23 protein-coding genes and 1 riboswitch are annotated in these 19,764 nt (G+C 36.5%); of the genes, 21 read left to right on the forward strand and 2 right to left on the reverse strand.

The window, feature by feature from the left end; genetic code table 11:
- The first annotated feature begins 1 nt into the window (after window position 1).
- The 6 genes from Q0594_RS03760 (at window position 2) to Q0594_RS03785 (ending at window position 4,531) form a co-directional block, all read left to right on the forward strand.
- Entirely contained in the window at window positions 2–304 is a 303-nt protein-coding gene (locus Q0594_RS03760; protein WP_298729720.1) for a PTS sugar transporter subunit IIB, read from the forward strand.
- Window position 305: 1 nt separating this feature from the next.
- Window positions 306–623 (forward strand): PTS lactose/cellobiose transporter subunit IIA, encoded by a 318-nt coding sequence (locus Q0594_RS03765; RefSeq protein ID WP_298729722.1) that lies wholly within the window; start codon window positions 306–308, stop codon window positions 621–623.
- 634 nt (window positions 624–1,257) lie between these two features.
- Window positions 1,258–2,385: a 5-formyltetrahydrofolate cyclo-ligase gene (locus Q0594_RS03770; protein ID WP_298729724.1), complete on the forward strand. Its 1,128-nt coding sequence runs from the start codon at window positions 1,258–1,260 to the stop codon at window positions 2,383–2,385.
- Window positions 2,378–3,076 carry a rhomboid family intramembrane serine protease gene (locus Q0594_RS03775; RefSeq protein ID WP_298729726.1) on the forward strand — a complete coding sequence of 233 codons (699 nt, stop codon included), beginning with the start codon at window positions 2,378–2,380 and terminating at the stop codon, window positions 3,074–3,076. Before Q0594_RS03770 ends, Q0594_RS03775 begins: the two co-directional genes overlap by 8 nt.
- Before the next feature lie 45 nt (window positions 3,077–3,121).
- Entirely contained in the window at window positions 3,122–4,090 is a 969-nt protein-coding gene (locus Q0594_RS03780) for an ROK family glucokinase (protein ID WP_298729728.1), read from the forward strand.
- 60 nt (window positions 4,091–4,150) lie between these two features.
- Window positions 4,151–4,531, forward strand: a complete 381-nt coding sequence (locus Q0594_RS03785) for a rhodanese-like domain-containing protein (RefSeq protein ID WP_298729730.1) — start codon at window positions 4,151–4,153, stop codon at window positions 4,529–4,531.
- A 42-nt stretch (window positions 4,532–4,573) separates the two neighbouring features.
- Here Q0594_RS03785 and Q0594_RS03790 read toward each other — a convergent pair whose 3' ends face one another.
- Entirely contained in the window at window positions 4,574–5,230 is a 657-nt protein-coding gene (locus tag Q0594_RS03790; protein WP_298729732.1) for a DUF6287 domain-containing protein, read from the reverse strand.
- A 105-nt stretch (window positions 5,231–5,335) separates the two neighbouring features.
- A riboswitch (M-box (ykoK) riboswitch) is annotated at window positions 5,336–5,492 on the forward strand.
- Window positions 5,493–5,676: 184 nt separating this feature from the next.
- Here Q0594_RS03790 and mgtA point away from each other — a divergent pair.
- The 3 genes from mgtA to Q0594_RS03805 all read left to right on the forward strand — a co-directional run bounded on the left by mgtA (window position 5,677) and on the right by Q0594_RS03805 (window position 9,408).
- On the forward strand, window positions 5,677–8,334 hold the full coding sequence (gene mgtA, locus Q0594_RS03795) for a magnesium-translocating P-type ATPase (RefSeq protein WP_298729734.1): 2,658 nt from the start codon (window positions 5,677–5,679) through the stop codon (window positions 8,332–8,334).
- A gap of 92 nt (window positions 8,335–8,426) precedes the next feature.
- On the forward strand, window positions 8,427–8,855 hold the full coding sequence (locus Q0594_RS03800) for an OsmC family protein (RefSeq protein WP_298729736.1): 429 nt from the start codon (window positions 8,427–8,429) through the stop codon (window positions 8,853–8,855).
- Window positions 8,848–9,408 (forward strand): GNAT family N-acetyltransferase, encoded by a 561-nt coding sequence (locus Q0594_RS03805; RefSeq protein ID WP_298729738.1) that lies wholly within the window; start codon window positions 8,848–8,850, stop codon window positions 9,406–9,408. The genes Q0594_RS03800 and Q0594_RS03805 overlap by 8 nt, the downstream gene beginning before the upstream one ends.
- A gap of 40 nt (window positions 9,409–9,448) precedes the next feature.
- On the opposite strand, the gene Q0594_RS03810 is transcribed toward Q0594_RS03805, so the two are convergent.
- Window positions 9,449–10,909, reverse strand: coding sequence for a hypothetical protein (locus Q0594_RS03810; protein ID WP_298729740.1), 1,461 nt, complete (start codon window positions 10,907–10,909; stop codon window positions 9,449–9,451).
- A 179-nt stretch (window positions 10,910–11,088) separates the two neighbouring features.
- Here Q0594_RS03810 and Q0594_RS03815 point away from each other — a divergent pair, with 179 nt between their 5' ends.
- The 12 genes from Q0594_RS03815 to recA all read left to right on the forward strand — a co-directional run bounded on the left by Q0594_RS03815 (window position 11,089) and on the right by recA (window position 19,645).
- Entirely contained in the window at window positions 11,089–11,571 is a 483-nt protein-coding gene (locus tag Q0594_RS03815; protein ID WP_298729742.1) for a VanZ family protein, read from the forward strand.
- A gap of 106 nt (window positions 11,572–11,677) precedes the next feature.
- Entirely contained in the window at window positions 11,678–12,748 is a 1,071-nt protein-coding gene (comGA, locus tag Q0594_RS03820; RefSeq protein WP_298729744.1) for a competence type IV pilus ATPase ComGA, read from the forward strand.
- A complete protein-coding gene (gene comGB, locus Q0594_RS03825; RefSeq protein WP_298729746.1) occupies window positions 12,696–13,766 on the forward strand; it encodes a competence type IV pilus assembly protein ComGB in 1,071 nt (356 codons plus the stop codon). The genes comGA and comGB overlap by 53 nt, the downstream gene beginning before the upstream one ends.
- Before the next feature lies 1 nt (window position 13,767).
- On the forward strand, window positions 13,768–14,067 hold the full coding sequence (comGC, locus tag Q0594_RS03830; protein WP_298729748.1) for a competence type IV pilus major pilin ComGC: 300 nt from the start codon (window positions 13,768–13,770) through the stop codon (window positions 14,065–14,067).
- 2 nt (window positions 14,068–14,069) lie between these two features.
- Window positions 14,070–14,498, forward strand: a complete 429-nt coding sequence (comGD, locus tag Q0594_RS03835) for a competence type IV pilus minor pilin ComGD (protein WP_298729750.1) — start codon at window positions 14,070–14,072, stop codon at window positions 14,496–14,498.
- Window positions 14,476–14,841 carry a hypothetical protein gene (locus Q0594_RS03840; RefSeq protein WP_298729752.1) on the forward strand — a complete coding sequence of 122 codons (366 nt, stop codon included), beginning with the start codon at window positions 14,476–14,478 and terminating at the stop codon, window positions 14,839–14,841. Before comGD ends, Q0594_RS03840 begins: the two co-directional genes overlap by 23 nt.
- Window positions 14,801–15,313 carry a hypothetical protein gene (locus Q0594_RS03845; RefSeq protein WP_298729754.1) on the forward strand — a complete coding sequence of 171 codons (513 nt, stop codon included), beginning with the start codon at window positions 14,801–14,803 and terminating at the stop codon, window positions 15,311–15,313. Before Q0594_RS03840 ends, Q0594_RS03845 begins: the two co-directional genes overlap by 41 nt.
- Window positions 15,300–15,650 carry a hypothetical protein gene (locus Q0594_RS03850; protein WP_298729756.1) on the forward strand — a complete coding sequence of 117 codons (351 nt, stop codon included), beginning with the start codon at window positions 15,300–15,302 and terminating at the stop codon, window positions 15,648–15,650. Before Q0594_RS03845 ends, Q0594_RS03850 begins: the two co-directional genes overlap by 14 nt.
- Before the next feature lie 86 nt (window positions 15,651–15,736).
- On the forward strand, window positions 15,737–16,582 hold the full coding sequence (locus Q0594_RS03855) for a helix-turn-helix domain-containing protein (RefSeq protein WP_298729758.1): 846 nt from the start codon (window positions 15,737–15,739) through the stop codon (window positions 16,580–16,582).
- Window positions 16,583–16,592: 10 nt separating this feature from the next.
- Window positions 16,593–17,186: a CDP-diacylglycerol--glycerol-3-phosphate 3-phosphatidyltransferase gene (pgsA, locus tag Q0594_RS03860; RefSeq protein ID WP_298729760.1), complete on the forward strand. Its 594-nt coding sequence runs from the start codon at window positions 16,593–16,595 to the stop codon at window positions 17,184–17,186.
- Window positions 17,187–17,259: 73 nt separating this feature from the next.
- Window positions 17,260–18,513, forward strand: a complete 1,254-nt coding sequence (locus Q0594_RS03865; protein ID WP_298729762.1) for a competence/damage-inducible protein A — start codon at window positions 17,260–17,262, stop codon at window positions 18,511–18,513.
- Between the two features lie 85 nt (window positions 18,514–18,598).
- Complete coding sequence (gene recA / locus Q0594_RS03870) at window positions 18,599–19,645, forward strand: recombinase RecA (protein WP_298729764.1); 1,047 nt, start codon at window positions 18,599–18,601, stop codon at window positions 19,643–19,645.
- Window positions 19,646–19,764 lie beyond the last annotated feature (119 nt).

Here is a 19,764-nt window from a genome sequence, read left to right on the forward strand (position 1 = left end):
TATGAAACAAATTTTATTAGTATGTAATGCAGGCATGTCGACAAGTATGCTCGTTAAAAAGATGCAACAAAGTGCGACTGAACGTGGGATTGAAGTTTCAATCGAAGCAAAATCGATTACAGAAGCGAAAAAGAATATCCATGAAGCAGATGTTATTCTCATTGGACCACAAATTCGTTATGAGTTACCAGCAGTGAAAGAAATCGCAGGGGATATTCCAGTTGATGCCATTGATATGCGTGACTACGGAATGATGAACGGTCCAAAAGTATTAGATCAAGCACTTGTATTGATAGGAGAATAAAATGACAGAAGAAATGGAACTCATCTGTTTCCAGCTGATTGCCAATAGTGGTGCAGCAAAATCCTCATTTGTAGAAGCCATTCAATTGGCCAAAAAAGGACAGTTTGAAGACGCAAATGCAAAATTGAAGGAAGCAGAGGAAGCTTTTGTTGAGGCACATAAAATTCATGCAGAGCTGATTCAAAAAGAAGCAGGTGGAGAAAAAACAGAATTTTCATTGTTGTTCATGCATGCAGAGGATCAAATGGCATCAACAGAAATCGTTCAGTTATTAGCGCAAGAGCTAATTGAACTATACCGTGATAAACACCCACAATAAGAACTTTACAAAACACAGATTAGGATTTCTCCGGATCTGTGTTTTTATTTAGAATCAACCTTAGAAAGATAAGATTCCGTAGAAGCTTACGGATTCTATAATAGCAGTAACGTGAAGTGCATCGAATGTTAGGGAGAAAGACAGAAATACTCTAAATATATTTATGTATTTAGAGTATTTCGTTTTCTTTCCCCCACAAAGTTGAATAGGAATGAGCTAGCTGGTTACAGCAAAGCTCATTCCATTCAACCACTGTGCTTATGGGGAGTAGGAGTTTGCTTCGTAGTTAAAAATTTTATAAAGGTAGACGCAGTAGCTGATTGAATCAAGCTTCATCACTTGTGATTCGCTTAATTCTAATCAGCCTTGCGGAGGTAAGACTACAAAGTAAACAGGACTCACACTGTGAGTCCTGTTTTGTCTTTGGTCTTACTCCCATTTGTAGCTTCGAAGGTGTAAGACTTTGGCTTACACCGGTGCAACGTTACAGCTATTATGAAGAGATCCGGAAGGATTCGCAAGGAATCTTTCTTTATGTTGAGATAAGGAACAGAATCATTAAGAAATGCCTAAATCCTTTTAAAATGCGTAGATTCAGTGATAAAATAAACTGACATCAACCGTGGAGGAACATATGGAAGACAAAAGATTATTGATGAATACATATACAGGGCGCGTATTTAATCCGCTTGAGATGGTTTCAGACGATGTTGCCATTGAAGATATTGCTCATGCCTTAAGTATGATGTGTCGAGGAAACGGACATTTGCGTTTCTTTTATTCAGTAGGATTACATAGCATTAACTGTGCACAAGAAGCCATTGCTAGAGGATACCAAACAGGGACGGTCCTTGCTTGTTTACTGCATGATGCAACTGAAGCTTATATCGCTGACTTAATTCGTCCAGTGAAGAATCAATTGCCAGAGTACGAAGTCATAGAAAACAATCTATTCGAAGTGATTAAAGAGAAATTCTTCTTGCAACATTTAGAAGAAAAAGAATGGGCAAAAGTATGGGCGATTGATCATGAAATGCTCTCTAATGAATTACCGGTGATTTTAACGGATGAATCGATGGTGGAAAAGGCACCGTTGTTAAGTAGCCCCATTTTGGAAGAAAGAAGCATGCGAGCGGTCGAACTTGAATTCTTGAAGTTATTTACTGAACTCTTTGAATCCTATCAAAAAGAAGTAAAAAAAATAAAACGCGCTCAGCAAAAGAGAATACTCGAAGAAATGACCCCAGGGAAACGACACGCAGAAGAAAAAAGAGTGGTAGAGTGGCTTAAAGGAATGCCACAATGGATTGAGGCTAAAACAATTGCTGTAACAATGCCAATGAGAATTGAATTTCAATTAGATTTAGTGATACAAGAAGCTAGACTGTTGGGCAAACAATTATTTGTCCCTGTCACAATGCCGGACAAGACATTAGTTTTTGTGGAATGGAATGAACAAACTACTTTTAAACGGACTTCTTTTGGATCATTAGAACCTGTAATTGACAGCGATCATCCAATATTTGAAGCAAAAGATTTAGATTTAGTGATTGTTCCTGGTTTACTTTATAGTACAAAAGGGGACCGAATCGGATTTGGCGGTGGCTATTACGATAGAACCTTGCAAAAGGTAGACGATTATCGCATCGTTTCAATGGCGTATACGACTCAGGTGACGTCTGTTGTAGACTGGCCAGTATATGAAACGGACATTCATATTCCAACGATTATTACAAGTGAAGGAGTGGTTCGAGATGTTTAAAATAAATCCATGGAAATTAGAACGGATGAAGCGCAATATGAATGAGAATTTTAGTTTCACTTATTTATTTCTTGCGATTCAAGCAGCGCTGTTTGTAGTGATGACGCTAGCGGGTGGTTCAACAAATGGACAGGTGCTTGTTAATTTTGGTGCGAAATTCAATCCGTATATTATTCATCAGCATGAATATTATCGCTTCCTAACACCAATTTTCTTACATATTGGATTGGAACATATTTTATTTAACAGTGTATTCTTGTACATGATTGGTCGTCAGATGGAGTACGAAATTGGGCACTGGAGATTCCTTGTTGTGTATCTTTTATCCGGTATCATGGGAAACCTGGCTAGTTTTGCGTTTTCATCAAGTATTTCTGCAGGGGCAAGTACGGCGCTCTTTGGACTCATGGGATCTGTGGTTTATCTATCACGCAAACATGGATATATTCGATCTTTCCAGCAAATGGGAGTGCAATATGCAGGACTTATCATTATCAATATCGTTCTTGGGTTTATTAATTCAGCCGTCGATAACTATGGACACATAGGAGGACTCGTTGGTGGATATTTAGTGATGACAGCGATTAGCTTTAGAGGAGACCGACTCACAAAACCGGCTTCACGCATTGTGGGAATTGTAGCGTATTTTGTCATTGCATTTTTACTATTTTGGCTAGGAATGAAAAGATAATGCTGTTATAATGAAAGCATATACAAATTTCATGGAGTGAATACAATGGAAAAGAAAATTATTGGTATTGATTTGGGTGGAACGTCCATCAAATTTGCGATTATTTCACTTGAAGGTGAAATTCAACAAAAATGGTCGATTCCTACAAATATTTTAGATGAAGGAAGTCATATTGTGGATGACATCATTGATACGATTCGTCATCGCTTAGAGTTGTTAGATTTAACGAATGAAAACTTTGCAGGAATCGGGATGGGTTCTCCAGGTGTTGTGGATAGAGAGAAAGGTACAGTTATTGGTGCCTATAACTTAAATTGGAAAACATTACAACCATTGAAAGAAAAAATTGAAGGCGCACTTGGAATTCCTTTCTTCATTGATAATGATGCTAACGTTGCTGCACTTGGTGAAAAATGGATGGGTGCAGGTGGAGACCAACCGGACGTAACTTTCTTTACACTTGGAACAGGTGTCGGCGGCGGAATTATCGCTGAAAATCGCCTGATTCATGGTGTAGCTGGTGCTGGCGGTGAACTTGGACATATTACTGTTGATTTTAGTAATCGTCCATTTGCATGTACTTGCGGTAAAAAAGGCTGTCTTGAAACGGTAGCGAGTGCAACAGGAATTGTCAATTTAGCACGTCGTTATGCCGACGAATATGCAGGAGATTCAGAACTAAAAGCAAGAATCGATGATGGACAAGATGTGAGTGCTAAAGATGTGTTTGATTTAGCAAAACAAAACGATCCACTCGCTTTAATTGTGATTCGTCATTTTTCTAAATATTTAGGAATTGCATGTTCACACGTTGCGAATATGTTAAATCCATCATTCATCGTCATCGGTGGTGGGGTGAGCGCGGCAGGAGAATTCTTGTTAGAAGGCGTTCATAAAGAATATGAACAATTAGTATTCCCACAAGTCCGCGAAACTACACATTTACGTTTAGCAGAACTTGGGAACGATGCAGGAGTCATTGGAGCAGCTTCTTTAGTGCTTTTGAAAGATTAGAAGAAACATGATACAATATCTCTTGTCTTATTAAAATTATTTTTGAAGGAGTTTAGTCTCATGTTGTATATTATTTTGGGTCTATTATTGGCTTACGGAATTTACTTATTTGTATTAATTTGGATGCGTCAATCTGCTGCAAAAGTGGTTAGTGCTGAAGAGTTCGGAAAGGATTTACGTCATGGACAATTAATCGATGTACGTGAAAAGGACGAATTCAAAGCAGCTCATATTTTAGGAGCACGTAACATTCCATATTCTCAATTTAAAGAACGTTTCATGGAATTGCGTAAAGACCAACCAATCTATTTGTATGAAGATGGCGTTTCTATCGCAGGTCGTTGTGCCTACCGTCTAAAGAAAAATGGATATACAAATATTTTCATTTTAAAACATGGTTTTGAAGCATGGAATGGAAAAGTGAAAAAAAGAGAAAACTAAACAGAAAGAGCTAGTTCATTGAACTAGCTCTTTTTGTTATTATTAATCCACTTTGTAATACATCATGGCTTTAACTGTTTTACCATCAGTAACGGTTTGTGTTCCGAAAATGCGATCTTTTGAAATGTCCGATTGATCTTTTTCACCAGGAAGTAATCCATAAGTCAGTTCTACATTTTTGGGAATAAAGGAGAATACCGCACCTCCAACAAAAGTTTTCTCATTGTTTTCTGGAACCATAATCCAGTTTAAAAGCCCTTCTTGATATTGTTGTTTGGTAATTCCAACTTTCAAATTACCGTGACTACTCGAAATTTTACCATCTTTGTCGATGTGAATTTCCCACCCAGCAGAGTTTCTCCAAGTTCCTTCCACGCTTCGGAAGTCTCCTTGTTTTATCGCTTGAAGATCCATTGAGGATGGTTTTGGTTGTTCCGCTGGAATGACTGCTTTTTCCGTAGATACAGTTTCGGGAACCGGTAGGGTTGCTTCCTTTTGTTCTACTGTCGTTGAAACTGCAGTAGTAGGTTCCGTTGTAGAACTAGTTGTGGTTTGTTTTGTAATTGTTGTGTTTGAAGTTGTAGTGGTTGTGGATTGAATTTGTGTCCCAGTTGTAGTGGTTGAGTCTTCTTTCTTTTGGAAAAGTGAACAGCCCCCTAAAGTAAGAGCTATTAAGAATGATGCTGTCAGTTTCTTCATTGAAATCCCTCCATTTCTATTTCATTATACTACTAATAAGTTCGAATATACATATTTTTTGAAATCGTTTTGTTGACAAACACTATTTTTAATGTTACCTTGAATATAGTAAATCGGTAGGTGAGACTACCATGGAGATACGGATGACTACCGCAAAATAGTGGAGACACTATTCGTTGGTTAGCAGTCGCTGTCGTGAAGGCAGAGACTAATGTCATTACATTGCTCCATGATGTTAAAGCTTGGACGAAAAATGAGAATTGTTTATTTGGTAAGCATCTTGTCATGTCTAAGCTATGACAAGGTGCTTTTTCATTTACCCAAAAGTTCTAGAAAGAGGTGATTATATGCCTGGACCGGAGAGTCAAACGAAACAAATCAATGAGCGAAGGGAAGAGTGTGATGATCACCCGGAGCTTCGCCTAATCTAAAAAGAGGTGAAGACTATGAAAACAGCAAAAGAAAGATTCGATTTAGCACTAATGAAACCAATGGCAGAGGTCCTAGAAGCTTTAGGAACATCTGTAAAAGGCCTTAGTGAAGAACAAGTAGAAACGCTCCGTGAAAACTATGGAGAAAACAAAATTACGAAAGCTAAAGAAGATCCAATTTGGAAAAAGATTTATGAATCGATTATCAATCCATTTACGGTAATTCTATTAGTGATTGCGGTAATCTCATTATTCACGAATGTGATTCTAGCAAAACCAGGTGAAGCAGACCCAACAACTTCCATCATTATCGTGGTGCTCGTGGCTGTGTCAGGAACGATTCGATTTGTGCAAGAAATGAAAAGTGACAAGGCGGCTAGTAACTTATCTAGTCTAATCGTCAATACAGCAACGGTTATTCGAGATGGCGAACAGATGGAAGTTCCGATTGAAGATTTAGTAGTTAGAGATATTATTAAATTAAGCGCTGGGGACATGTTACCAGCGGATGCATTATTATTAGAAACACGTGACTTTTTTATCCAACAATCCAGCTTAACTGGTGAAAGTGAATCCATTGAGAAAAAATCAATCTGGGTTCCAGATGAAGATGAAAAGAAAAAACAAGCACTTGAGAGCGAACGTTTTGTCTTTATGGGCTCAAACGTGGTCAGCGGTAGTGCCTTAGCAGTTATTTTAGTAACGGGTAATGATACGATGATTGGTCGTATCGAAAAAACATTGAATACATTTGAAGAACCAACTAGTTTCGAGAAAGAAATGAATAAAATTTCATGGCTATTGATTCGCTTAATGCTTGTGTTGGTACCAGTTGTATTCTTGATTAATGGATTAACAGACGGCGACTGGTTAGAAGCAGGGGTATTTGCATTAAGTGTTGCTGTGGGGTTAACTCCTGAAATGTTGCCAATGATTATTACAGCCAGCCTTGCAAAAGGAGCCGTAATTATGGCTAAAGAAAAAGTTATTATTAAAAAATTAAACGCGATTCAAGATTTAGGGGCTATCGATATTTTATGTACAGATAAAACAGGTACGCTCACGCAAGATGAAATTATTCTTGAATATCCATTAGATATCCATGCAAATTTAGATTTAGGCGTATTAAAAATTGCTTATTTAAACAGCTATTTCCAAACAGGTCTTAAAAACTTATTAGACCGTGCCATTATTACACGTACAGAAAAAGAAGCCGAAGAACACGAAGGGTTACAAAACTTAGCAACGCGCTATCAAAAGATTGATGAATTGCCATTTGACTTCGAACGTCGTCGTATGAGCGTTATTGTGAAAGAAAACGACGAAGCAGTGCTTGTAACTAAAGGGGCACTAGAAGAAATGCTTAGTATCTCTACGCATGTAAAAGACGGAGAAGAAGTTCGTCCAATTACAGATGACATCCGCAAATCCATCCTAGAAGCGGTGAGTGGCTTAAATGAACAAGGGCTTCGTGTGCTTGGGGTGAGTCAAAAGAAATATCAAGATACTCACCATGCCTTCACAGTGGAAGATGAATCGAATATGATTCTAATGGGATACTTAGCCTTTCTTGATCCACCAAAACCTTCAGCAGCTCCAGCAATTCAAGCGTTGAAAGAGCATGGCGTAGCTACGAAGATTCTTACAGGTGATAATGAAAAAGTAACGCAAACAGTCTGTGCAAAAGTTGGATTACCAGTTGATAAAATCTTACTAGGTACGGAAATTGAGGATATGAGTGATGAAGAATTAGCAACAGTTGCTGAAGAAACAACGATCTTCGCAAAATTATCTCCAGACCAAAAAGCACGTATTATTCATTTGCTGAAAGCAAAAGGTCATAAGATTGGTTACATGGGTGACGGAATCAATGATGCGCCATCTTTAAAAGTAGCCGATGTCGGTATTTCTGTAGATAGTGCTGTGGACATTGCCAAAGAAGTAGCAGATGTTGTTCTTTTAGATAAGGACTTACTCGTTCTTGAAAAAGGATTGATTGAAGGCCGTAAAGTTTATGCGAATATGACAAAATACATTAAGATGACCGTTTCATCTAACTTCGGGAACATTTTCTCTGTATTATTCGCAAGTATTTTCTTACCATTCTTACCAATGGCACCAGTTCACTTAATCGTATTGAACTTAATCTATGATTTAAGCTGTGTGGCATTGCCATTTGATAATGTAGATGCAGATTTCTTAAAAGAACCACGCGCATGGACAGCAAGCTCAATCACGCGATTCATGGCTTGGTTTGGACCAACGAGTTCCATCTTTGACATTATCACATTTGCGATTATGTTCTTTGGAATTGCACCGATGATTACTGGAAGTAGTTATGCAACATCAACTAATCCAGCATTCTTCTTGATGGTCTTCCAAACAGGTTGGTTCATCGAATCTATGTGGTCTCAAACGATGGTTATTTATATGTTACGTTCACCAAAATTACCATTTGTACATTCAAAACCAGCATTCTCTTTGCTAGTGACATCCTTATTTGCTTTATTTGTTGTAACGGTTCTTCCTTACACACCACTAGCAGGGCCATTAAAACTTGCACCGCTCAATGGACTTTATTTCCTTGCATTGATTCTCATTATCGCAGGATACATGTTCTTAGTAACGGTTGTTAAAAAAGCGTATATAAAAAAATATAATGAATGGTTATAATTAGATAAGAGCTATCGTAACAAGTTGTTATGATAGCTTTTTTTGTTCCAAATATGCTATTGTTCAATCATAAGAATATTAGGGGTGTTTTTATGGAAAAAACTATTTACACTACAACAGCTGTGAACGTAGATGGATTAAATGGGAAATCGTTTATTGAGGGAAATGGTGAAAAAAACTGGGGAGTGGATATTTCATCTCCTTTAAGCGAAAAAAAAGGAACCAATCCTGAGCAATTATTTGCGTTGGCGTATGCAACTTGTCTAAACGCTTCCATTGGCATTGTTGAAAAAGGTTTGAATCTAGAACATGAATGTAGAGTCGAAGTGAAAGTGGATTTAACAAAAGATCCTGTTGGAGAAGGGTATTTATTCTTGCCATCTGTCCGAGTTTTTATGCCAACAAGGGAAGATAAATTAGCGAAAGAAATTCTAGAGGCTGCTGAACGTGTATGTCCTATTCAAAAACTATTACAAGGAGTCAATGTTCCTCCGGTGGAATTAGTAACAGAGAATGGGTAATACGAATATAAGAGTTGCAACAGTAGAAGATGCTCATTCTATTCAAGCAATTTATGAACCGTATGTCCTGAAGACGGCCATAACATTTGAAGAAGTAGTCCCTAGTATAGAGGAATTTCAAAATCGAATTGCTAACACATTGGAGTCTTTTCCTTATCTAGTTTTAGAGGAGGGAGAAGAGATTGTTGGTTATGCATATGCTGGAAGGTTTTCTCAAAGGGCAGCATTTGACTGGTCAACGGAGGTTAGTATTTATATCAGCCTCGAACATCAAAGAAAAGGTTTTGGCAAGTTATTATATACAGAACTTGAAAAACAACTATTGAAATTAGGCTATCAAAACATATACGCTTGTGTAGCGGTGCCGGAAGTGGAGGATGAGTATTTAACGAATAATAGCTTATCCTATCACCAATATTTAGGGTTTAACGAATGTGGACGTTTTGAAAATTGTGGTTGCAAATTTAATCGGTGGTATCATATTGTGTGGCTACAAAAACATGCTGCTAAGAAAATTCCCGCAGATCGTCCAAAAAGGTTTGAAGGATTATAAAACAAAACCACATCAACAAATTTGTTGATGTGGTTTTAATTTATCTAAAATGATTGATTTTTTGTTTAAAGAATACCCAGCAGCATTTATAGGATTCCTCGTTCATTTTTAGCTTACTGTACAATTGATATTTCGGTCTCCACCAACGAAGTTTGCCTCCAGAAAAATGTTCTAAAAACTCTGAAAAAGGGTGGTCATAAGGTTCCTTTGGTAAACCACTACAAAATATAGAAAAATACCCGGATAGTTTACCAAATGCTACTCCTATTTCTCCTTTTGTCCAATTGGAGTGTCTCAAGACGCCCTCGACATGAGAATGAGGAGTTTTATTTAAATAATGTTCAATACGCATGTTCCATTGATGTGATAGATCGAGAGAATCAAATTGTTTATCAAACCATTCTTCTTCAATTTCTAGTTCGATGAAATATTTTAGCATTTCCTGGAGGGGTTGATAACTTTCAATACTATTATGAACTTTATTTGTTTTAAAGTAATGGAAAGTCAGTTCTTCATGAATCTTTTCAAGAAAGGTAGGATCCCCGTTTTTTTCTGGGAAAATTCTATTGACGATTACTTTTGTAAGACTATCTGTTAATAAGGGAAGTAGTGTACAAAAGCCAATAATGGAGTGTTTCATAAATCTTTGTTCTGTTTCACTTTTATCATCTGTTGTAGCTGAATGATTATAATCTAATATAAAAACTTCTCCTAGTAATTTTAGACATTGGTTTAGAGCACTAACAAAGTCCGTAAATATTCCTAAATTAAGATAAATCGTCTCTTCGTTTTGGTAGATGGTTGGAAAAGGATTTGGACCGAAATTAATAAGAATGGTTTGTTTCGAGATAACAGATTGTGCTATGCGAATAATATCGTATAAAACGGTCATAGTATCCTCTTTACTTAAATTTAAGTGTTGAATTGGAATGTATTCACTTGGAAAGGTTTCTATATAATCTCTATACAAACGTAAAAAAGAAGCTTTACTCTCTTTAATATGCTGATAATAAAATTCAGTAAGTTCTACGCCATATATGGATTTGAGAACATCCATATATTTCACTTCTTTCATGTTTAATTGTTTTTGATATTTTAAATGGAAAAATTCTCTTAGAAGATTTAAGTACGGGAATAAAGTAATGATGCTTTCTCCACGAAGTCCCTTAATCCACAGTGCCGTTAATGTGTACAAAGCCTCAGAATAAGGCTTATGAAAACAGTGAGTAGAAAACTGATGACGAAGATAATAATCATTCAATTTTTGAAATTGTTTTTGTTGCTGGATAGAAAGCGTATGAGAAAAATCTTCAAAATGATGGATTAAAAAAGTAGCTTCACTAGAACTAATTAAATACTCAATAATTTCTTCAAATGCCTTATTATAAGGATTAGGATCTGGAGAAAATAAATTATAGAAAAAATAATACTTTTGTTGTTGCTCCTCAAGTAATTCAATCTGTTTCACTAACAAACTTAAATCCTGCGTATAACGTTCCATTGTATTACCCTCCTTAAAGCTCTTTTTCTTTTATTGTAACGCTTACATTTTTAGTCGTCAATATGAATATTTATCTATTTTTTAGTTAATATTTGTCGAATTTAAGATTTTTAAAATAGACTTGACTTAGGTGGGAGTGTCTTTCATAATGGAGAAAGTTTAAGAGAAGGAGAGGTTTTATGTCTAAAAAAACTAAAGGAACAATTGCGATTACTTTGGCAATTGCAGCGATGGTTCTAATATTTGTTAGTTCTAGTATGTCCTACAAAGATCAATCCTTAGTATCGACGATTCAAAAGGGATTGCCCTCTCAACCATTTTCAGAATTGCTTTCAAAGATTAAGTTTGAATATGCGGGACAAACGATTAGTATTCCTTCATTAGGCTATGCTCAATTCGTTGAATTTTTTATTCGCAAAATAACCCATTTTTTAGCCTACTTTTTTATTGGCTACCAATGGACAAGAGGATTAACTGTTCATGTTCGAAAGAAAGGACTCCCTCAATTTTTAGCTATTTTTATAACTGTTTTATATGCAATTACTGATGAATTCCATCAAGGAATCACACCTGGAAGAACTCCTTTAATTCAAGATGTGTTTATTGATGCGTTAGGCGCGATGTTCGGTGTCGGTTTAGGAACTTTGAAGAAGATTAAATAGAGAGAAAAACGTTGAAGAAACTCTTCAACGTTTTTTTATTTTGAGGGGCTTTTTCATTCCTTTTTGCATAGCTCATTATGACTAGTCAAAGAGTGGAGGAAGAGATATGGAAATGAATGAATTAGCCGAGGAAATCTTTAAACAAGCTATTTCCCACCAATTGGATGATATTCATTTATTGCCCATTGGAGAGGAGTATGTATTTTATTTAAGAGATGTTAATGGTTTAAAAGAGCTAAGGAAAGTTTCAACGAAGATTGCTGAACAGTTTATTTCATATTTGAAATATCAAGCGGGGATGGATGTTGGGGAGAGAAGACGACCTCAAAGTGGATCACTGACTTTTGAATTTTCAGCGCATCAAATCATTGAGTTACGTATATCTATTATTACTAATTTTAAGCAAAAAGAATCAATGGTCATTCGACTATTACATCGTTCCCAAAAAGAGAATTCTTCTATTCAAGCGACAATCTACTTTCCAAAGGATTGGAGATTATTAGAACAGTTTTTTAGATATAAAAGTGGACTAATTCTATTTTCTGGTCCTATTAGTTCGGGAAAAACAAGTACCATGTATTCTTTACTTAGGGAAAGAATGAATGAAAAGACGTTACAAGTCATTACAATGGAGGATCCAGTTGAATATCATGAACCTATGTTTCTTCAGACGGAAATTAATGAAAAAGCTGGGATTACTTACGAACTTTTAATTAAAAGCTGTTTAAGACATCATCCAGATATTCTTCTCATTGGGGAAATTAGAGATGAAATGACCGCAAAGATGGCTATTCGAGCTGCCTTAACAGGTCATCTAATTTTAGCGACGGTGCATGCAAAAGATTGTAATGGTGTCATCTCTAGACTAATAGAACTTGGAGTTAGTAAGACGATGTTAGAACAAACGATTATCGCAATTTGCTCACAACGTTTACTTCCAAGATACTGCGCCCTGTGTCATCAAGAATGCCAAATCTATTGTAATCACTTAGCGAATGGAGAAAAAAGAGGAACGATTTTTGAAATTGAAACGAATCGTAAAATTTCGGACTTTTTAAACAAGAATCAGTTTGAAAGAGACGAGGAAAGGATTCATCCTTTTAATAAGGTGTTAAGAAAGGCTTATGCATTGGGATATATTACTGAAAAAACTTACGAAACCTATCAAATTATCTAAGAAATGGAAAGCGGACATACAAGCTAGATTCATACTTCAATTGTCTCATCTATTACAAGAAGGGTTTAGTTTAGATGAGTCCTTAAAATTTTTAGAGTATTTATTTGATGCACAGAAAAGTCAGATAGAACAGATGAGAAAATTATTGAGTGAAGGATATCGGTTTGATCAATGTTTGAGAGAGATTGGATTTTCAGAAACTCATACTTCTCAAATTTATTTATCAATGCAATTTGGAAGCTTTGAGAAAGCTTGTAATTCTATTGGAGAATTTTTAATGCGGAAACAAAAACAAAAGAAAAAAATACATCAAACAATGATTTATCCAGCCTTCCTTTTTATATTTGTCATTGGGATGATTCTTTGTATCCGAGTGTTATTACTTGATCAGTTAGGCAGTATGATTCAAGAGGAACAATTAAAACAAAGTGGATTTCTATATTGGATATGGCTGTGGTTCCAGAATTTACCGCAAATCTCTCTCATTATATTAGGAGTTGGAATGACATTCTCTCTTCTTATTTATTCTTTTTGGAAACAAAAGGATTCGTATCATCAATTTCTAAGTCTGATTCATTTCCCGATTGTTGGGCAGAGTGTTCAACAATATGTCACCTTTTTGTATGCAAGAGAATTTTCTTATTTTTTAAGGAATGGACAATCTCTTTTAACCATGGTTGCAGAAATGAAGAAGGATGGAACGAGTAACCTTTCAAAAATCCTTGCTGAAAAAATTGAACAAAAACTAGTCCGAGGAGAATCTTTCTCGGGTGCGCTTGAGAAAATAGGGCTATTTCGAAAAGAATTTATTTGGCTTGTATTAGAAGGAGAGAAGACTAGACAGTTAGATGTCCAACTAAAGGTTTACGCTGATCAAATGCTTGAAGAATTTTCAAAAGGAATCGAAAAGAAAATCAAATGGATACAACCAATACTCCTAATGGGAATTGGGTTTCTCATCGTTTCCATGTATCTCATCTTATTACTACCGACTTTAACTATGATTGGAGGATATTAAAATGAAAACAAAGAAAAAAGGCTTCACATTAATTGAATTACTCGTGTGCCTCTTTATTATTGGTTTGATGATGCTACTGATTATTCCGAATATTGCACAACAAAGAAAGACTGCACAAGAGAAAGCTGACGAAGCAATTGTGAATGTAGTCAAGACTCAACAACAATCGTATATGCTGCAAAATAATACAAAAGAAGTTCCGACGGTAGAAGAATTGCTTAACAAAAAGTATATTGATCAAAAACAAATGGAAGCTTATAAAAAGGTAGATCCTAAGCTTATCACGCCTGATGCTCAATAATTATGAAGAAAAGAGCATTTACGCTTGTTGAATGCTTAATATCGCTGGCGATTGCTTGTTTCTTAGTGATACTGACTCCGCCTTTGATTAGTCAGTCATATGTGAATTGGAAGGAAGAAGTATTTCTTAGAGAGTTTGAGCAAGTGATGGATACAGCACAGATTACAGCTATTTCAACGGGCAAAGGTTCATTTGTGACAGTTTCGGGTGGCCTAGTGGAATTAAATTGTCATGGAGCTAGAGAGTTGGATAGGAAGATTCGTTTTCCAGAAACAATGAAGAGTTATTCTATCCAAACATATAGTTTTAAACCTTATAGTGGGAATGTAAGTCAGTTTTCATCAGTGACTTTTGATGGGCAGAATCGCAGATACACTTATGTTTTTCAATTAGGGGAGGCTAAGTACCATGTTGAAATTACCAACAAGTAGAGGATATGTATTGCTTGAAGCGTTAATAGGGCTGATGGTTTTATCGGTTATTGTCTCCTTAATTAGTTTTACGGTAGGGCAACTGTACCGCCGGCAACAACTAAAAGGATGCTTTTTGGATGCAGCATCTACACAGCTAATGGATTTACAAGCTAGCGCTACGTATCCTATAGCTTTAGATAAATTACCAAATGAAGAGTTTCAAAAGATGAAAAAAGTTACACTAGAAAAAGTAAATTCAACAGGCTCGCCAACAATAGTAACAGTATCTTGTGGAGAACATAAGGAGGTGTTCCGAATCAATGCAATTACCGAGAAAAAGGTCCGGATTTCTTCTCATTGAACACCTCTTGGCTCTTGTCATTATCTCTATTAGTTTAGTGGCATTTATGGGACTTTGCACAGCGTTTTTAAAAATCAAAGATCGACTCAATGTTCCTGATGATATTAAATGGCATGTAGCAGTACAACAGATGAATTATAATTATGCTGGATATAGACTGAAGTCATTTAACGGCTACAATCCTTATATTGCATATTTTGAAAACATGACATCTGAGAAAACAGAGGTGATTACATTAGTTTCTAGTTGGAGGGACGGAGGAAAGATTTATAAAGGATCAGGAGGAAGTGGAGGACACCAACCATTTCTCTACGGCATTCACTCCTTATCCATTCAAAGAAATGGTAGCAGATTATTGATGTCACCAACTCTGAATCAAGGGAATACTTTTCGATTAAATTTTGCACCAAAGAATCGTGTTATTTACATCAAAGTGAAAGAGGTAAAGGAAAAGAAAAATGACAAACCCTAAAAGAAAAGGAACATTACTTTTTCAGTTTTTAGCACTCCTTGCTATTGCTAGTTTCCTCATCATTGCTCTATTAAGAATTCATGCCCATAACACTCTTGAATATCGCCTTCTAGAAGATGGGTATCGAATGGATTTATTGCTCGAGATGGCGAGTCAAACAGTGCGTCAAAGGCTTTCTTTTAAAGGGGATGAAATGACTTTTCCGGATAATATTCAATTTTCTAATGGCACAGTGAGGGTAGAATGGAACGAGAAAGCACATCAATTTATGTTAAAGGCATACCTTCCAAATGGCCACACGAAAGAAGATACACTAATTATTCAGTTTTTAAAATAAACTAAACGCTAGATAGCAACTTCTTTTGTTTTTTTCATTTTCAAGATATGGTATACTTTTCAATGAGAAAATGAAAAGATGGTGAAATGATGACACAAACAATCGGAGAAATTTTAAAAAGTGCAAGGCAATTAAAAGGATATACTCTTGATGACTTGCAACAAATTACAAAAATTCAAAAACGTTATTTAATTGCAATTGAAGATAATGATTTTGACTTGATGCCAGGTGCTTTTTATACACGTGCGTTCATTAAACAGATTGCGGACACAGTTGGTTTAGACGGTGCAGCTTTATTAGAAGAACATGCATCAGAAATTCCACAAGCAATTGTTAAAACAACGACTTCTACAACTGCTCAGACTTCAGTAACAAGTAATCGCACACGTTTAAATAAGAATAAAAGTAAATGGTCTTCAATATCAGATACTTTAAAGAATTATTTCCCTACAATTTTATTGGGAATGTTCATAGTAGCGATTATTTTTGCTATTGGACAAGCGGTTTTAAACACTCGTAGTCAAAGAAATAATCAAGTTACCACACAAGTAACGACTCAGCAAAGTGCTGTACAAGAAACAACGGTTGCTACTACAACAACAAAAACTCCAGAGGTTACTAGTGTAAATTACTCATACGCGAATGGGAATGCTTTATACTATACTGCTCAAGTAAGTAAATTTCCTCTAGAGGTTAAAGTGTTGAACCAAGCAAGAACAGATCTTTGGGCTCAAATCTCTGCAGATGGAACAGTTGTTGCAGATGGCGTACCAAGTACTGGGCAAACAGTTTCTGGTTCTATTCCAGAAGGAACAACAACCATTCGTATGGATTTTGGTTATACACCTTTAGGAACGATTACCGTTGGAGGAGTTGAACTAAAAATTCCAGAAGGTTCAACTGCAAATAGAATTTATATTACAGTACAATAGGAGAAACTCAGTGAATTTACCAAATAAATTAACCGTAATGAGAATTTTCATGATCCCGGTATTTATCGTTCTCATGAGTTTGCCAAGTGAAGCCTTCGGTGCGATGAATCTTTTAGGTTCACAAATCAATGTTGTACACTTCTTGGCAATGATTATTTTCGCGATAGCTAGTTTTACAGATTATCTTGATGGCTATTTAGCACGCAAATACAAATTAGTAACAAACTTTGGGAAGTTTGCAGATCCTTTAGCAGATAAAATGTTAGTGATGACGGCTTTCATCATGCTTGTTTCATTTAGTTTAGCCCCAGCATGGGTGGTTAGTATCATTGTCTGTCGTGAATTAGCAGTAACTGGTCTACGACTATTACTAGTGACTGACGGAGAAGTTATGGCCGCGGCATGGCCAGGAAAAGTGAAAACAGCTACTCAAATGTTGGCGATTATTTTTCTGTTGACGGATGATTTGTTCTTTAAGCCAATTGGCGTTCCAATTGGACAAATCTTATTATATAGTTGTTTAGTATTTACAATCTATTCAGGTTTGGATTATTTTGTAAAGAATCGACATGTATTTGCGGATTCATTTACTAAAACAGAATAACAAATGAAGCCTGAAACATTATTGTTTTGGGCTTTATATTTTTTACAAAAAAGAGTGTAAGGAAGGCGAAAAAATGAATGCGGAAATTATAGCAGTCGGAACTGAACTACTTATGGGTCAAATTGTAAATACGAATAGCGCGTATTTAGCTCAAGAATTGGCGAAAAATTCGATACCAACTTACTATCAACAAGTGGTTGGGGATAATGAAGAAAGAATGTTTGAAGCGATTGAATTAGCTGCTTCAAGAAGTGAGTTGATTATTTTATCTGGAGGTCTTGGACCAACGAAAGATGATATTACTAAACAAGTACTGGCTCGATTTTTAGAAGTACCACTAGTCGAAGATGAGGTAGCTCTTCAAAAAGTGATTGATTTTCATGTACGTTCTCATAGAGATATGAGTGAAAATAATCGTAGACAGGCACTCGCATTCGAGGGCGGTACCGTTTTTAAAAATCATAACGGCCTTGCAGTAGGGTGCGGTTTTGAAAAAGATGGCCGTCAATTCATTGTTTTACCTGGACCACCAAATGAATTGAAAATGATGATGCAAAAAGAAGTGCTCCCTTTCTTAAGAAAGAAAGTGGGCAAGGTAGATTTATTCGAGTCTCGTTATTTACGCTTCTTTGGAATTGGGGAATCTCGTCTTGTAACCATTTTAGAAAATCTAATTGAAGAACAAACAAATCCAACGATTGCGCCATATGCTGGTAAATTCGAAGTGATGCTTCGTTTAACGGCTAATGGGGAAACAGTAGAAGAGTGCAAAGACCTTCTTGATGGAATGGAATTACTTATCCAATCACAAGTTGGAGAATTTTTTTATGGATATGGGGATCACAATACATTACAGGAAGTCACTGTTGAGTTATTAAAAGAATCAGGACTCACAATTTCCTCTGCTGAAAGTTTAACGGGTGGATTGTTTGCAGCTAGTGTCGTGGCGTTCGAAGGAAGCTCGGCATACTTCCAAGGTGGAACAGTCGCCTATCAAAGAGAATCTAAAGAAACGCAACTAGGTATCGATAGCAACTTGCTAGATAAATACGGTATGGTCAGTGCAGAATGTGCCAAAGCTATGGCGGAGCAAGCAAGACTTCATTATCAAAGTGATTTAGGAATTTCATTTACTGGAGTTGCAGGACCTAGTGAAATGGAAGGAAAAGAAGTCGGGACGATTTTCGTCGCATTAGCTTCTCAAACAAACGTTGAAGTTCTTGAATTACACCTTGCGCGTAATCGTAACGATAACCGTGAATTCGCGGTACAACATGGATGGAATTTACTCAGAAAATATTTATTAAAACAAGTTCGAACAAAATAAGAACAAACGTTCGTATATTGCTTGCGCATAGAATAGAACATAGTGTACAATATGTTTGACTTAAAATTCGTGGAGGAATTAAAACATGGCAGAAAATGAAAATCGTCAAAGAGCATTGGAAGATGCGCTGAAGAAAATTGAAAAGAGCTACGGTAAAGGTGCCGTAATGAAATTAGGAGAAAAAGTAGATACACAAATTCAAACAGTATCTTCAGGGTCTCTTGCATTAGATATCGCATTAGGCGTAGGTGGATTTCCACGTGGACGTATCATCGAAGTATACGGACCAGAATCTTCAGGTAAAACAACCGTTGCACTTCATGCTGTTGCAGAAGTGCAAAAACGTGGTGGAGTAGCAGCATTTATCGATGCTGAGCATGCTCTAGATCCAGAATACGCAAAAGCTTTAGGCGTAAACATTGATGAATTATTATTATCTCAACCAGATACAGGGGAACAAGGATTAGGAATTGCAGATGCGTTAGTATCATCAGGAGCGGTTGACATTGTGATCGTTGACTCAGTTGCTGCGTTAGTTCCACGTGCCGAAATCGATGGCGACATGGGACAATCTCACGTAGGGCTTCAAGCTCGTTTAATGTCTCAAGCATTACGTAAATTATCAGGTTCCATTAACAAAACAAAAACAATCGCAATCTTTATCAACCAAATTCGTGAAAAAGTGGGCGTTATGTTCGGAAATCCTGAAACAACACCTGGTGGACGTGCCTTGAAATTCTACGCGACAGTTCGTTTAGAAGTACGTCGTGCAGACCAAATCAAACAAGGTACGGAAATTTTAGGGAACCAAACTAAAATTAAAGTTGTTAAAAATAAAGTGGCTCCACCATTTAAAACAGCTGTTGTGGATATCATGTATGGAGAAGGAATTTCTCAACTTGGGGAATTACTCGACATGGCAGCAGACCTCGACTTCGTGAAGAAGAGCGGTGCATGGTACGCTTATAACGACGAGAAGATTGGTCAAGGTCGTGAGAATGCAAAAGCATACTTGGCAGACCATCCTGAAGTCGTTTCTGACTTGAACCAAAAAGTTCGTGCTCACTATGGCATTGGAGTAGCAGTTCCTGTTGAAGTGGAAGAAGAAGGACAAACAAGTTTATTAGACTAATCAAATCAATAGAAAGAATCGGGCTAAAGGGCTCGGTTCTTTTTTATGCAAAGTTTAGTAACTGCTTAAGGTTTCATAAGAATGCTAGCAATTTACTTTAAAATAATGTACTCTTATGG

The sequence above is a fragment of the uncultured Granulicatella sp. genome (assembly GCF_938030755.1).
In the GTDB taxonomy this organism is placed as follows: domain Bacteria; phylum Bacillota; class Bacilli; order Lactobacillales; family Aerococcaceae; genus Granulicatella.

Coding starts and splice junctions, on each gene's coding strand:
- Q0594_RS03765 (WP_298729722.1), top strand. CDS start 306: ATGACAGAAGAAATGGAACTCATCTGTTTCCAGCTGATTGCCAATAGT.
- comGD (WP_298729750.1), top strand. CDS start 14,070: ATGAAGAAAAGAGCATTTACGCTTGTTGAATGCTTAATATCGCTGGCG.
- Q0594_RS03775 (WP_298729726.1), top strand. CDS start 2,378: ATGTTTAAAATAAATCCATGGAAATTAGAACGGATGAAGCGCAATATG.
- Q0594_RS03815 (WP_298729742.1), top strand. CDS start 11,089: ATGTCTAAAAAAACTAAAGGAACAATTGCGATTACTTTGGCAATTGCA.
- mgtA (WP_298729734.1), top strand. CDS start 5,677: ATGAAAACAGCAAAAGAAAGATTCGATTTAGCACTAATGAAACCAATG.
- Q0594_RS03845 (WP_298729754.1), top strand. CDS start 14,801: ATGCAATTACCGAGAAAAAGGTCCGGATTTCTTCTCATTGAACACCTC.
- Q0594_RS03785 (WP_298729730.1), top strand. CDS start 4,151: ATGTTGTATATTATTTTGGGTCTATTATTGGCTTACGGAATTTACTTA.
- comGC (WP_298729748.1), top strand. CDS start 13,768: ATGAAAACAAAGAAAAAAGGCTTCACATTAATTGAATTACTCGTGTGC.
- Q0594_RS03800 (WP_298729736.1), top strand. CDS start 8,427: ATGGAAAAAACTATTTACACTACAACAGCTGTGAACGTAGATGGATTA.
- Q0594_RS03770 (WP_298729724.1), top strand. CDS start 1,258: ATGGAAGACAAAAGATTATTGATGAATACATATACAGGGCGCGTATTT.
- Q0594_RS03760 (WP_298729720.1), top strand. CDS start 2: ATGAAACAAATTTTATTAGTATGTAATGCAGGCATGTCGACAAGTATG.
- Q0594_RS03790 (WP_298729732.1), bottom strand. CDS start 5,230: ATGAAGAAACTGACAGCATCATTCTTAATAGCTCTTACTTTAGGGGGC.
- comGB (WP_298729746.1), top strand. CDS start 12,696: ATGCATTGGGATATATTACTGAAAAAACTTACGAAACCTATCAAATTA.
- comGA (WP_298729744.1), top strand. CDS start 11,678: ATGGAAATGAATGAATTAGCCGAGGAAATCTTTAAACAAGCTATTTCC.
- Q0594_RS03780 (WP_298729728.1), top strand. CDS start 3,122: ATGGAAAAGAAAATTATTGGTATTGATTTGGGTGGAACGTCCATCAAA.
- Q0594_RS03865 (WP_298729762.1), top strand. CDS start 17,260: ATGAATGCGGAAATTATAGCAGTCGGAACTGAACTACTTATGGGTCAA.
- Q0594_RS03810 (WP_298729740.1), bottom strand. CDS start 10,909: ATGGAACGTTATACGCAGGATTTAAGTTTGTTAGTGAAACAGATTGAA.
- Q0594_RS03855 (WP_298729758.1), top strand. CDS start 15,737: ATGATGACACAAACAATCGGAGAAATTTTAAAAAGTGCAAGGCAATTA.
- recA (WP_298729764.1), top strand. CDS start 18,599: ATGGCAGAAAATGAAAATCGTCAAAGAGCATTGGAAGATGCGCTGAAG.
- Q0594_RS03850 (WP_298729756.1), top strand. CDS start 15,300: ATGACAAACCCTAAAAGAAAAGGAACATTACTTTTTCAGTTTTTAGCA.
- Q0594_RS03840 (WP_298729752.1), top strand. CDS start 14,476: ATGTTGAAATTACCAACAAGTAGAGGATATGTATTGCTTGAAGCGTTA.
- Q0594_RS03805 (WP_298729738.1), top strand. CDS start 8,848: ATGGGTAATACGAATATAAGAGTTGCAACAGTAGAAGATGCTCATTCT.